Source organism: Streptomyces sp. M41(2017) (genome assembly GCF_002078175.1).
Taxonomy (GTDB): domain Bacteria; phylum Actinomycetota; class Actinomycetes; order Streptomycetales; family Streptomycetaceae; genus Streptomyces.
The window spans coordinates 697,532-710,934 of sequence record NZ_MWFK01000001.1 but is presented as its reverse complement, the minus strand read 5'-3'; the positions used below and the strand labels follow the sequence as shown (position 1 = coordinate 710,934).

Annotated in this window: 12 protein-coding genes; 10 read left to right on the top strand and 2 right to left on the bottom strand. The window is 73.4% G+C overall.

All coding sequences use genetic code 11. The annotated features are described in order from the left end of the window. Positions 1-8 precede the first annotated feature (8 nt). Positions 9-740 (bottom strand): MBL fold metallo-hydrolase, encoded by a 732-nt coding sequence (locus tag B0675_RS03270; protein WP_081217219.1) that lies wholly within the window; start codon positions 738-740, stop codon positions 9-11. A 179-nt stretch (positions 741-919) separates the two neighbouring features. On the opposite strand from B0675_RS03270, the gene hrcA reads away from it, so the two are divergent. From hrcA to B0675_RS03220, 10 genes are all read left to right on the top strand, one after another. Beyond that, complete coding sequence (hrcA, locus tag B0675_RS03265) at positions 920-1,936, top strand: heat-inducible transcriptional repressor HrcA (RefSeq protein WP_081217218.1); 1,017 nt, start codon at positions 920-922, stop codon at positions 1,934-1,936. After that, entirely contained in the window at positions 1,937-3,070 is a 1,134-nt protein-coding gene (dnaJ, locus tag B0675_RS03260) for a molecular chaperone DnaJ (protein WP_081217217.1), read from the top strand. 113 nt (positions 3,071-3,183) lie between these two features. Further along, the gene (locus tag B0675_RS03255) at positions 3,184-4,278 is read left to right on the top strand and encodes a nitronate monooxygenase (RefSeq protein ID WP_081217216.1); all 1,095 of its coding nucleotides are present in this window, start codon (positions 3,184-3,186) and stop codon (positions 4,276-4,278) included. Continuing rightward, positions 4,275-5,024, top strand: coding sequence for a 16S rRNA (uracil(1498)-N(3))-methyltransferase (locus B0675_RS03250; RefSeq protein WP_081217215.1), 750 nt, complete (start codon positions 4,275-4,277; stop codon positions 5,022-5,024). The genes B0675_RS03255 and B0675_RS03250 overlap by 4 nt, the downstream gene beginning before the upstream one ends. Positions 5,025-5,057: 33 nt before the next feature. Then, on the top strand, positions 5,058-5,450 hold the full coding sequence (locus tag B0675_RS03245; protein ID WP_081217214.1) for a VOC family protein: 393 nt from the start codon (positions 5,058-5,060) through the stop codon (positions 5,448-5,450). A gap of 151 nt (positions 5,451-5,601) precedes the next feature. Beyond that, positions 5,602-6,117 carry a hypothetical protein gene (locus tag B0675_RS03240; protein ID WP_081217213.1) on the top strand — a complete coding sequence of 172 codons (516 nt, stop codon included), beginning with the start codon at positions 5,602-5,604 and terminating at the stop codon, positions 6,115-6,117. A 73-nt stretch (positions 6,118-6,190) separates the two neighbouring features. After that, complete coding sequence (locus B0675_RS03235; protein ID WP_081217212.1) at positions 6,191-9,403, top strand: S41 family peptidase; 3,213 nt, start codon at positions 6,191-6,193, stop codon at positions 9,401-9,403. A 110-nt stretch (positions 9,404-9,513) separates the two neighbouring features. Then, positions 9,514-9,867, top strand: coding sequence for a histidine triad nucleotide-binding protein (locus tag B0675_RS03230; protein ID WP_081217211.1), 354 nt, complete (start codon positions 9,514-9,516; stop codon positions 9,865-9,867). A gap of 6 nt (positions 9,868-9,873) precedes the next feature. Then, positions 9,874-10,779, top strand: coding sequence for a ribonuclease Z (locus B0675_RS03225; protein WP_081217210.1), 906 nt, complete (start codon positions 9,874-9,876; stop codon positions 10,777-10,779). A 108-nt stretch (positions 10,780-10,887) separates the two neighbouring features. After that, a complete protein-coding gene (locus tag B0675_RS03220) occupies positions 10,888-11,880 on the top strand; it encodes an adenosine deaminase (RefSeq protein WP_081217209.1) in 993 nt (330 codons plus the stop codon). Between the two features lie 73 nt (positions 11,881-11,953). Here the strand turns inward: B0675_RS03220 and B0675_RS03215 are convergent, their stop codons facing one another. Next, the gene (locus B0675_RS03215; protein ID WP_081217208.1) at positions 11,954-13,384 is read right to left on the bottom strand and encodes an MFS transporter; all 1,431 of its coding nucleotides are present in this window, start codon (positions 13,382-13,384) and stop codon (positions 11,954-11,956) included. Positions 13,385-13,403 lie beyond the last annotated feature (19 nt).

The window sequence follows — 13,403 nt, the reverse complement described above, 5'->3', positions numbered from 1 at the left end:
GCCGGGGCTCACCGCGACACGCCGAAACGCGCGGCCAGCTCGTCCCGCTGCGAGCGGACGAACGCCGCGTCCACCAGCGCTCCGTGTCCGGGCACGTACACGGCGTCCCGCCCGCCGAGCGCGAGCAGCCGGTCGAGCGCCGCAGGCCAGCGCGACGGGACCGCGTCGGGGCCGGCCTGCGGCTCGCCGGACTCCTCGACCAGGTCGCCGCAGAACACCACCGAAGGATCGCCCGGCACCACAGCCACGAGGTCGTGGGCGGTGTGGCCCTCACCGATCCGCACCAGCCGCACCCGGGCGCCCTCGCCGAGCTCCAGGTCCCGGGTGCCCCGGACGCCGTGCGCGGGGCGTACGAGGGCGTCGGCCGCCTCCCGCGCCGTCCGGGGGTCCAGCCCGTTGCGCACCGCGTCCGCCCGCAGTTCCTCACGACCGTGCTCGTACACCCCGGACGAGCCGTCCGCGACGAACACCTCGGCATCCGCGAACGCCGCGGCGCCGAAGACATGGTCGAAATGCGGGTGGGTGAGTGCGAGGTGCGTCACGTGCCGCCCCGGGCCGAGCAGCCGCTCCGCCTCCGCGCGCAGCGCCGCGCCCTCCGCGACACCCGACCCGGCGTCGATCATCAGCGCCGCGTCCCCGCCGACGACGAGCCCGACGGTGCAGTCCCAGCCCGGAAGGCGCCGCCGGCCGATCCGGGGCGCCACCCGTTCCCACCCCGGCTCTTCCCAAGTCAGCCTCATACGGCGACGCTAGCGGTGACCGGGTGTCGCGCACGACATCGCAGGCCCGCCCTTGCCGGGGTCGTGCCTCACCGCCGTACACTGGCCCGGGGAACGCTGGCACTCGGGCGCGTTGAGTGCCAGGCGAAAAGCCACGAAGGCCACGAAGACCACGGAGTCGACTTCTGGAGGTGTGCGCGATGCTCAGTGAACGCAGGCTCGAGGTGCTCCGCGCCATCGTCCAGGACTATGTGGGCACCGAGGAGCCGGTCGGCTCCAAGGCGCTCACCGAGCGTCACCGGCTCGGCGTCTCACCGGCGACCGTCCGCAACGACATGGCGGTCCTGGAGGACGAGGGCTACATCGCCCAGCCGCACACCAGCGCCGGACGCATCCCCACGGACAAGGGATACCGGCTCTTCGTCGACAAGCTCGCGGGCGTCAAGCCGATGACCGCGCCGGAGCGGCGCGCCATCCAGAACTTCCTGGACGGAGCCGTCGACCTCGACGACGTCGTCGGCCGGACGGTGCGGCTGCTCGCGCAGCTCACCCGGCAGGTCGCCGTCGTGCAGTACCCCTCGCTGACCCGCTCGACCGTCCGGCACGTGGAACTGCTCTCGCTCGCCCCGGCGCGCGTGATGCTCGTGCTGATCACGGACACCGGCCGGGTCGAGCAACGCATGATCAACTGCCCCGTCCCGTTCGGTGAGACTTCTCTCGCCGATCTGCGGGCCCGGCTCAACAGCCGGGTCGCGGGCCGCCCCTTCGCGGACGTCCCGCAGCTCGTGCAGGACCTCCCCGACGCCTTCGAGGCGGAGGACCGGGGTACGGTCTCGACAGTGCTCTCCACCCTGCTGGAGACACTTGTCGAGGAGACCGAGGAGCGGCTGATGATCGGCGGGACCGCCAATCTCACCCGTTTCGGACATGACTTCCCTCTCACCATCCGTCCGGTGCTCGAAGCGCTCGAGGAGCAGGTCGTGCTCCTCAAGTTGCTCGGAGAGGCCGGGGATTCGAGCATGACCGTGCGAATCGGGCACGAGAACGCGTATGAGGGACTCAACTCCACGTCCGTGGTCTCGGTCGGCTACGGTTCGGGCGGCGAGGCAGTAGCCAAACTCGGCGTGGTCGGCCCGACCCGCATGGATTACCCGGGAACGATGGGAGCGGTACGAGCGGTGGCACGGTACGTCGGACAGATCCTGGCGGAGTCTTAAGTGGCCACGGACTACTACGCCGTACTCGGCGTGCGCCGCGACGCGTCCCAGGACGAGATCAAGAAGGCGTTCCGGAGGCTCGCGCGCGAGCTGCACCCGGACGTCAATCCCGATCCGAAGACGCAGGAGCGCTTCAAGGAGATCAACGCCGCCTACGAGGTGTTGTCGGACCCGCAGAAGAAGCAGGTCTACGACCTCGGCGGCGACCCCCTGTCCCAGCAGGGCGGTGGCGCCGGCGGCTTCGGCGCGGGCGGCTTCGGGAACTTCTCGGACATCATGGACGCCTTCTTCGGCACGGCGTCGCAGCGCGGACCGCGCTCGCGCACCCGCCGCGGCCAGGACGCCATGATCCGCCTGGAGATCGAGCTGGACGAGGCGGCCTTCGGCACCACGAAGGACATCCAGGTCGACACGGCCGTCGTCTGCGCGACCTGCAACGGCGAGGGCGCCGCACCCGGGACCTCCGCGCAGACCTGCGACATGTGCCGCGGCCGCGGCGAGGTGTCCCAGGTGACGCGGTCCTTCCTCGGCCAGGTCATGACCTCGCGGCCGTGCCCGCAGTGCCAGGGCTTCGGCACCGTGGTCCCGACCCCGTGCCCCGAGTGCGCGGGCGACGGCCGGGTCCGCTCCCGCCGCACCCTCACGGTCAAGATCCCGGCCGGTGTGGACAACGGCACCCGGATCCAGCTCGCGGGCGAGGGCGAGGTCGGCCCCGGCGGCGGCCCCGCCGGCGACCTGTACGTCGAGATCCACGAGCTGCCGCACTCGACGTTCCAGCGTCGCGGCGACGACCTGCACTGCACCGTCACGATCCCGATGACGGCCGCGGCCCTCGGCACCAAGGTGCCCCTGGAGACCCTCGACGGCATGGAGGAGGTCGACATCCGTCCGGGCACGCAGTCCGGCCAGTCGATCCCGCTGCACGGCCGGGGCGTCACGCACCTGCGCGGCGGCGGCCGGGGCGACCTCATCGTGCACGTCGAGGTCACCACGCCCACCAAGCTCGACCCGGAGCAGGAGAGGGTCATGCGCGAGCTCGCGGCGCTGCGCGGCGAGGAGCGGCCCACCGGCCAGTTCCAGCCCGGGCAGCAGGGGCTCTTCTCCCGGCTGAAGGACGCCTTCAACGGACGCTGACGCGACGGCGGCACGGGGCGGCGTTCCCGCCCCGTGACCGCCCGCCGCGCCACCCCGTAACCGAGCGGACGGCCGGATTCGGACTTGTACGGAGGACGTGACAACATGCCGTCATGTCCTCCGCGCTGACCGATCTCTTCCCTCACCCGATCGTGCAGGCCCCCATGGCGGGCGGCGTCTCCGTCCCCCAGCTCGCGGCCGCCGTGTCCGAGGCCGGCGGGCTCGGATGCCTCGCCGCCGGGTACAAGACGGCCGACGGCATGTACCAGGAGATCAAACAACTGCGCGGGCTGACCGGCCGTCCCTTCGGCGTCAACCTGTTCATGCCGCAGCCGGAGTACGCGGACTCCTCGGCGGTCGAGGTCTACGCCCACCAGCTCGCCGGTGAGGCGGCCTGGTACGAGACCGAACTCGGCGACCCGGACAGCGGCCGTGACGACGGCTACGACGCCAAACTCGCCGTCCTCCTCGACAACCCGGTCCCGGTGGTCTCCTTCCACTTCGGCATCCCGGCCCAGGACGTGCTGGAGTCACTGAACCGCGCCGGCACCCTCACCCTGGTCACCGCGACCACGGCCGAGGAGGCCCTCGCCGTGCAGCGGGCGGGCGCCGCCGCCGTCATCGCCCAGGGCGTCGAGGCCGGCGGACACCAGGGCACCCACCGCGACAACCCGGAGACCGACCGCGCGGGCATCGGACTGCTCTCCCTGGTCGCCCAGATCCGCGAGACCGTGGACATCCCGGTCGTCGCCGCCGGAGGCATCATGCGCGGCAGCCAGATCGCCGCCGTCCTCGCCGCCGGCGCCGACGCGGCCCAGCTCGGCACCGCCTTCCTCGCCACCCCCGAATCCGGCGCGAACGCCGTCCACAAGGACGCGCTGACCAACCCGCTCTTCGTCCGCACCGAACTGACCCGCGCCTTCTCCGGACGCCCGGCCCGCGGCCTGGTCAACCGGTTCCTGCGCGAGCACGGCCCCTACGCCCCCGCCGCGTACCCGGACGTCCACCACCTCACCTCGCCGCTGCGCAAGGCGGCCGCCAAGGCGGCCGACGCGCAGGGCATGGCGCTGTGGGCGGGCCAGGGCCACCGCATGGCGCGCGACCTGCCCGCCGCACAGCTGGTCGAGGTACTGGTCGCCGAACTCGCCGCCGCCAGGACAGCGTTGTCGTCGCCCGGCGACACCCCGGACGGGGGCACGGCCCGATGACGGCACCCGTGTTCCTGGTCGACCACTTCGACGCGGGCGGCGGCGGACGCTACGTCCTCGACGGCCCCGAGGGACGGCACGCCGTCTCCGTGAAGCGGCTGCGCGCCGGAGAGGACGTCGTCCTCACCGACGGGGCCGGCCGCTGGGCGGACTGCGTCGTCCTCGACACCGAGGGCAAGGACCGGCTCGTCGTCCGGATGGACTCGGTGAGCGAGGAGCCGGCCGAGGCTCCGCGGATCACCGTCGTCCAGGCGCTGCCCAAGGGCGACCGGGGCGAACTGGCCGTCGAGACCATGACGGAGACCGGCGTCGACGGCATCGTCCCCTGGGCCGCCTCCCGCTGCATCACCCAGTGGAAGGGCGACCGGGGTCTCAAGGCGCTCGCCAAGTGGCGCGCCACCGCACGCGAGTCCGGCAAGCAGTCCCGCCGGGTGCGCTTCCCGGAGGTCGCGGACGCCATGTCGACCCGACAGGTTGCCGCACTTCTCGCCAAGGCCGACCTCGCCGCCGTCCTGCACGAGGACACCGAGCTGGGCACCGAGCCCTTCGCGACCGCGGCACTGCCCGAGTCCGGGGAGATCGTCCTGGTCGTCGGCCCCGAGGGCGGGATCTCCCCCGAGGAGGTCGCGCTCTTCACCGAGGCCGGCGCGAGGACCTTCCACCTCGGGCGTACGGTGCTGCGTACGTCGACGGCCGGGACCGTGGCCGCCGCACTGCTGCTGGCCCGCACCGGCCGCTGGTCCTGACCCCAACCGCCCGCCCAACCACGGGGGATCCGCATGGAACTCGCCCAGGTACGGCTGCTCGTCTCCGACTTCGCCGCCTGCTACCGCTTCTACTCCGAGGTCCTCGGCCTCAAGCCGCAGTCCGGCGCGACCGGGGGACCGTACGAGAAGTTCAGCCCCGTCACCGGATCCGCCGGCATCGCCCTCCAGGACCGGGCGATGATGGCCGAGGTGCTGGGCGAGATCGGCGAGGACGTCACCGGACACCGTTCGCTGGTCGTGCTGCGGGTGGACGACCTCGACACCTACTGCGAGCAGTTGGTCTCGCGCGGCGCGGACGTGCTCCACGGACCGGCCCCCATGACCGACCGGATGCGCGTCGCGCACCTCAGGGACCCCGAGGGCAACCTCGTGGAACTCCAGGAGTGGCTGCTCCTCCTCGGCTGAACCGGGCCCGGCCGGTGCCCGGAACTCCTTCGGGTGGTTGTGCCCCTCATGGCCGCATGCGGTCTACCGCACCGCGCCCCGCGGTGGCACGCTGCCGTCCATGGGGGCTTTGAGACGGATCAGGAGCCGGAGCGGGCGCAGGCGGGCGCTGATGGCCCTCGGGCTGGGCGCGGCCGGGGTGTTCGGCGCGACCGCGTGCGAACCCGGGGACGGACTGAGCGCCGCCATCGTGGCGTACACCACCGACCAGACGGCGACCAAGCAGCTCGAACGGCAGAACGTGAACGTGCGGTGGCTCACCTGTACCGCCAACTACGGCAACGCCGGCAAGGTCTACACGCCCGGCAAGTCGCCCGCGCCGACCGAGAACACCGTCGCGAGCGTCGACTGCCAGGGCCAGACCGACGACGGACGGGACATCGTCGTCAAGGGCAAGGTCACCCGCGCCGTCGACGGCGCCTGCGTGCGCGGCGACCTGACCGCCACCGTCGGCGGCAAGCAGTGGTTCCACGTGAGCGGCCTCGGCAACTGCGGCGCCACCAACAACCCCACCCCACCCGCCACTTACCGTCCTCCGAACGGGCCCGACCCCACCGTCACGGTCACCGTCACGAAGACCATGTGGTGCAAGGGCGACCCCACCTGCTGGCCCGCACAGGGCAAGTGACCTGCCCGGCCGTCCACGGATCAAGTGATCCGAACCCCTGTCGGGCCGCGTCCCGGCTGCATAGGGTGACCGGGTGACAGAGTCCGCAGCCTCCGCGTATCTCCGGTTTCCGCATCTGCACGGCGAGTTGGCCGTCTTCACGGCCGAGGACGACATCTGGGCCGCCCCCCTCGACGGCGGCGGCCGCGCCTGGCGCGTCAGCGCCGACAACGCACCGGTGAACCACCCGCGCGTCTCCCCGGACGGCACGACCGTCGCCTGGACGTCCACGCGCGACGGCGCCCCCGAGGTCTACGCCGCCCCCCTGGCCGGCGGACCCACCAGACGCCTGACGTACTGGGGCAGTTCGCGGACCCAGGTCCGCGGCTGGACCCCCGACGGACACGTCCTCGCCCTCAGCACCCAGGGCCAGGCAAGCCTCCGCCGCAGCTGGGCCCGCGCCGTCCCGCTCGACGGCGGCCCCGCCACCCTGCTGCCCTACGGACCCGTCGGCGACGTCGCCCACGGCGAGCCCGGAGTCGTCCTGCTCTCCGCCCCGATGGGCCGCGAGGCGGCCTGGTGGAAGCGCTACCGCGGCGGCACCGCGGGCAAGCTGTGGATCGACCGCGACGGCGAGGGCGAGTTCGTCCGCCTGCACGAGGACCTCGACGGGAACATCGAGTACCCCCTGTGGGTCGGCGACCGGATCGCCTTCCTCTCCGACCACGAGGGCGTCGGCGCCCTGTACTCCTCCCTCGCCGACGGCGCCGACCTGCGCCGCCACACCCCGCTCGACGCGTTCTACGCCCGGCACGCCGCCACCGACGGCACCCGCGTGGTGTACTCCACCGCCGGTGAACTCCGGCTCCTCGACGACCTCGACGGAGCCGAGCCCCGCCGCCTCGACATCCTCCTCGGCGGGCAGCGCGCCGACCAGCAGCCCCACCCCGTGAACGCCGCCCGCTGGTTCTCCGCCGCCGTCCCCGACCACACCGGACGCGGCAGCGCCGTCTCCGTGCGCGGCGGCGTCCACTGGATCACCCACCGCTCGGGACCGGCCCGCGCACTCGCCGCCGAACCCGGCGTCCGCGCCCGGCTGCCCCGCGCCTTCCGCGCCGAGGGCGAGGAACACGTCGTGTGGGTGACGGACGCCGAGGGCGACGACGCCCTGGAGTTCGCGCCCGCCACCGGAGCCGCCCCCGGAGCCACCCCGCGCCGGCTCGCCGCCGGAGCCCTCGGCCGCGTCCTCGGCCTCGCCGTGGCACCCGACGGCAGCCGCGCCGCCGTCGCCTCCCACGACGGACGCGTCCTGCTCGTCGAGCGCGAGACCGGCGAGGTCCGCGAGTTCGACCGCAGCGAGGACGGCGAGGTCGACGGTCTCGTCTTCTCGCCCGACTCGGCCTGGCTCGCCTGGTCGCACCCCGGCCCGCGCCCGCTGCGCCAGCTCCGCATCGCCAACACCACCGACCTGTCGGTGACCGAGGCGACCCCGCTGCGCTTCCGGGACTACGCGCCGGCGTTCACCCTCGACGGCAAGCACCTCGCCTTCCTGTCGGCCCGCGCCTTCGACCCCGTCTACGACGAGCACGTCTTCGACCTGGCCTTCGTCGGCGGCTCCCGGCCGTATCTGATCACCCTCGCCGCGACCACGCCGTCCCCCTTCGGACCGCAGCGCCACGGACGCCCCTTCGAGGCCCCGGACAAGGACGAGACCCCCGACAGCGAGGGCACCCCCAGCACCCGGATCGACCTCGACGGACTCGCCGACCGCATCGTCCCGTTCCCCGTCGAGGCCGCCCGCTACTCCACCCTGCGCGCGGCCAAGGACGGTCTCCTGTGGCTGCGCCACCCCGTCCGCGGTGTGCTCGGCGCCTCCCGTGCCACCCCGGACGACCCGGACCCGCGGACCGAGCTGGAGCGGTACGACCTCGCCCAGCAGCGCATCGAGCATCTCGCCGCCGACGCCGACCACTTCACCGTCACCGGCGACGGCAAACGGGTCCTGCTGTGGACGGACGGAAAGCTCAAGGTCGTGCCCAGCGACCGGCGCGCGTCGAACGACGACGAGAGCGACACCAACATCACCGTCGACCTCTCGCGGGTGCGCCAGACCGTCGACCCGGCCGCCGAGTGGCGCCAGATGTACGACGAGACCGGCCGCCTCATGCGCGACAACTTCTGGCGGCCCGACCTCGGGGGCGTCGACTGGGACGCCGTCCTCGACCGGTACCGGCCCGTCCTCGACCGGGTCGCCACCCACGACGACCTCGTCGATCTGCTCTGGGAGGTCCAGGGCGAACTCGGCACCTCCCACGCGTACGTCACCCCGCGCGGCGGACACCGCGGCGGCGACGGCGCCCAGGGTCTCCTCGGGGCGGACATCTCCCGCCACGAGGACGGCAGGTGGCGCATCGACCGCATCCTTCCCTCGGAGACCTCCGACCCGGACGCGCGGGCCCCGCTCGCCGCGCCCGGCGTCGCGGTGCGCGCCGGGGACGCGATCGTCGCGATCGGCGGCCGGCCGGTCGACCCCGTCGCGGGCCCCGGCCCCCTGCTCGTCGGCACGGCGGGCAAACCGGTCGAGCTGACCGTCTCCCCGGCGGGCGGCGGCGACCCGCGGCACGCCGTCGTCGTACCGCTCGCCGACGAGGAACCCCTGCGCTACCACGCCTGGGTCGCCGACCGGCGCGCCTACGTCCACGCGCGGTCCGGCGGACGACTCGGCTACCTGCACGTGCCGGACATGGTCGGCTCCGGGTGGGCGCAGCTCCACCGCGACCTGCGCATCGAGGTGACCCGAGAGGGTCTGGTGGTGGACGTGCGGGAGAATCGCGGCGGCCACACCTCCCAGCTCGTCGTCGAGAAACTCGCCCGGCGGATCGTCGGCTGGGACCTGCCCCGCGGACTGCGTCCCTACAGCTACCCGGAGGACGCGCCGCGCGGACCCGTCGTCTCCGTCGCCAACGAGTTCTCCGGCTCCGACGGCGACATCGTCAACGCGGCGATCAAGGCACTCGGCATCGGCCCCGTGGTCGGCACCCGCACCTGGGGCGGCGTCATCGGCATCGACAGCCGCTACCGCCTCGTCGACGGCACCCTCGTCACCCAGCCCAAGTACGCGTTCTGGCTGGAGGGTTACGAGTGGAACGTGGAGAACCACGGCGTCGATCCCGACGTCGAGGTCGTCCAGGCCCCGCAGGACCACGCGGCCGGCCGCGACACCCAGCTCGACGCGGCGATCCGGATCGCGCTCGCCGCACTGGAGGAGAACCCGGCCAAGACGGCACCCGCACTGCCGCCGCTGTGACCGGCGGGGCGGCTCGTGACCGGCGGGGCGGGGCGGCCGTGAACCGTCCGTCCCGCCCGGGCGACTAGCATGCGCAGGGTAATGACCGGCCGGCGCGAGGAGGCACACGCATGATGGGCGAGCCGCAGGACGACTGCCTGTTCTGCAAGATCGTGGCGGGACAGATCCCGGCGACGCTGGTGCGCGAGACGGACACGACCGTGGCGTTCCGCGACATCAACCCGCAGGCCCCGACCCACATCCTGGTCATCCCCAAGGTGCACTACCCGGACGCCGCGTCCCTCGCGGCCGCCGAACCCACCGTCGCGGCGGACGTCCTGCGCGACGCCGGCGAGGTCGCGGCCGAGGAGAAGCTGGACAGCTACCGCGTCGTGTTCAACACGGGCAGCGGCGCCGGACAGACCGTCTTCCACGCGCACGCCCACCTCCTGGGCGGCCGCGGACTGCAGTGGCCCCCCGGATAACCGGCCTTGTCCGCACGTGAACTGGTCGTCCTCGGGACCGCCAGCCAGGTCCCGACCCGGCACCGCAACCACAACGGCTACCTGCTCCGCTGGGACGGCGAGGGTCTCCTCTTCGATCCCGGCGAGGGCACGCAGCGCCAGATGCTGCGGGCCGGCGTCGCCGCGCACGACCTGAACCGCATCTGCGTCACCCACTTCCACGGCGACCACGCGCTCGGCCTGCCCGGCGTGATCCAGCGCGTCAACCTGGACCGCGTCCCGCACGAGGTGACCGCCCACTACCCGCTCTCCGGACAGCACTTCTTCGAGCGGCTGCGCCATTCCACCGCCTATCGCGAGACGGTCGGGATCACCGAGGCACCGGTCGCGGACGACGGAGTCCTCGCCACGACCCCCGCGTACACCCTGGAGGCCCGCAGGCTCTCGCACCCCGTCGAGTCCTTCGGCTACCGCCTCGTCGAACCGGACGGCCGGCGCATGCTGCCCGAGCGGCTCGCCGAACACGGCATCAAGGGCCCCGACGTCGGGGTGCTGCACCGCGAGGGCACGCTGCGCGGCGTCTCCCTGGACGACGTCAGCGAGGTGCGGCGCGGCCAGCGGTTCGCGTTCGTCATGGACACCCGGCTCTGCGAGGGCGTGGACGCGCTGGCCGAGGACTGCGACCTGCTCGTCATCGAGTCGACGTTCCTCGACGGCGACCACCGGCTCGCCTCGGACCACGGGCACCTGACCGCCGGCCAGGCGGGCCGGGTCGCCAAGGAGGCGGGCGTCCGGCATCTCGTGCTCACCCACTTCAGCCAGCGCTACTCCGACCCCGCCGCCTTCGAGCACGAGGCCCGCGCGGCGGGCTTCGACGGCGAACTGACGGTGGCCCACGACCTCGTGAGAGTCCCGGTCCCGAAACGCCGGTGACGTCCGCCGCCCGCCGGCCCGGGCCGGCCGGACCATGGTCCGGTGCCGGGAAGGTGCCGGGAAGGTGCCGGTTTCGGACTGTCCGGGATCCGACCGTACGATGCTTCGATGTCCCTCCCCAAGGCTGAACTGCACCTCCACATCGAAGGCACCCTCGAACCCGAGCTGGCCTTCGCGCTCGCCGCCCGCAACGGCGTGACCCTGCCGTACGCGGACACCGAGGACCTGCGCAAGGCGTATCTCTTCGACGACCTCCAGTCGTTCCTGAACCTGTACTACGAGCTCATGGCCGTGCTGCGGACCGAGCAGGACTTCGCCGACCTGGCCGACGCCTATCTCGCCCGGGCCGCCGCGCAGGGCGTGCGGCACGCCGAGATCTTCTTCGACCCGCAGGCGCACATCGCCCGGGGCGTGTCCATGGGGACGGTCGTCGAGGGGCTGTGGCGGGCGCTCGGGCGCAGCGAGGAGACCCACGGCGTCTCCACCCAGCTGATCATGTGCTTCCTGCGCGACGAGTCCGCCGAGTCCGCCATGGACACCCTGGAGGCCGCGAAGCCCCACCTCGACCGGATCGTCGGCATCGGCCTCGACTCCGCCGAGGTCGGTCACCCGCCGGCCAAGTTCCGCGAGGTGTACGAGGCCGCCGCCGCGCTCGGTCTTCGGCGCGTCGCGCACGCGGGCGAGGAGGGCCCGCCCGCCTACATCACCGAAGCACTGGACGTCCTCGGCGTCGAGCGCATCGACCACGGGCTGCGCTGCATGGAGGACCCCGAGCTGGTCGAACGACTCGTCCGGGACCGGGTGCCGCTGACGCTGTGCCCGCTGTCGAACGTACGGCTGCGCGCAGTGGACGTGCTGGCCGAGCACCCGCTGCCCGCCATGCTGGACGCCGGCCTGCTCTGCACGGTCAACTCCGACGACCCCGCCTACTTCGGCGGCTACGCCGGTGACACCTTCCGTGCGGTGCGCGAGGCCCTGGGGCTCGGCCCCGAGCGGCTGCGGGAACTGGCGCGCAACTCGTTCGAGGCGTCCTTCCTGGAGCACGACGAGGAGCGGCGCGCCCGCTACATCGCCGAGGTGGAGGCGTACGCGTTCTCGTGACGGGGGCGGGAGCCCGGCCGGGCGTTCCCCGGCCGGCCCTCGCGCGCCTTCCACTGCGGACGGGTCACACGCCTCACACGCCTTCCGTCGCGGACGCCGCCGTCGCCGCTCCGGCGTGCCGCGGGCCGGCCGTGCCGTACGCCTCCCGTGGGGCGGGCACGGCGTCCAGCGGGCTCCCGGCGACCGGGATCTCGACGATCGGCAGACGCGCGAACGGGTCCTCGGCGGACGGGCTGTCCGCGAGAAGGTCCGCCAGGCCCGCCACGTCCGCGCCCGTGACCCGCCCGGCCCTGCTCTCCCCGGCCGCCGTCTCGGGTACGGGGATGTCCCCGACCGGGATCTCGGCGAGCGGGATCTCCACGACGGGGATCTCCACGACCTGGCTGCGGCGCGGGCGCCGGGCCACCAGGGTCATCGGGACGGTGACCAGCAGCAGGCCGGCCGCGAGGACCAGGCCCATCGCCGGATAACCCGCCCGCGCCGACAGCAGGCTGCCGGTGAGCGGCCCGCACGCCGTACCGAGCGAGGACGCGGAGCCGACGAGGACCGCCCACCGGCCGCGCCGGTCCATCGACGCGGCGAGACCGATCACGTACGACAGGACCACCGGATACAGCGTGTTCCAGGCGATCTCACCCGTCGCGAACGACGTCAGGTCGGACGCCGCCGCGCTCAGCGCGATGCAGCCGGCGATCAGCACCGTGCCCAGGCCGATCGGCAGGGCCCCGCCGAGCCGCGGTCCGAGGAGGCCCGCGCACACGACGCCGAGGAGCCCCGCGCCCAGCGCCACCGCGAACACCGCGCCGACGGTCACCTCGCCGAGCCCCGCCTGCGTGAGCCCGATCCGGCCGCTCACCCCCCACAGGGAGTTCTGCGCGAGCGACCAGAAGAGCATCGCCGCGGCGAGCAGCAGGCCGGAGCGGCGGTACGGCAGCGGGCCGGCCGGGCGCACGGTCCGCGTCGCCGCGGAGCGGGCCGGCAGACGGCCCGTCAGCGGCAGGACGAGCAGCGCCGTGACGGCGATCGCGGCGAGGGGGACGCCGTGCGCCGGGCCCAGGTGCGGGATCGTCAGATACAGCGCGCCGGCGAGGGCGGAGACGCCGAGCAGACCCATGGTGGTGACGCGGTGCGGATCGCGGCGGCCGGCGATCCCGGTCGCGGCGACCGTGGTGGCCGTACCGGAGCCGAAGCCGCCGACGACCGCGCCGGCCACCACGAGGGGGAGCGCGGTCGACAGCGCGGCGGTGCCGTAACCCGCGACCGCGAGGAGCAGCCCGGCGCGGGCGAGCCGGCGGGGGCCGAAACGGTCGACGCGGGAAGCGAGCAGGAAGCCGGCCGACGCCGAACTCAGCAGCAGGACACTGCCGATGGCTCCGGCCTGGGTCGCCGACAGCGGGAGTCCCGCGTCGAGGCGGCCGACGGTGGTGGGGAGGAGATACGCGGCGAGGTACCCGGCCGTGAAAAGGGCGACGAGGGGCCAGGGCGTGGTGGTGCGGGCGGACACGGGCGTTCCCAGGGCATGC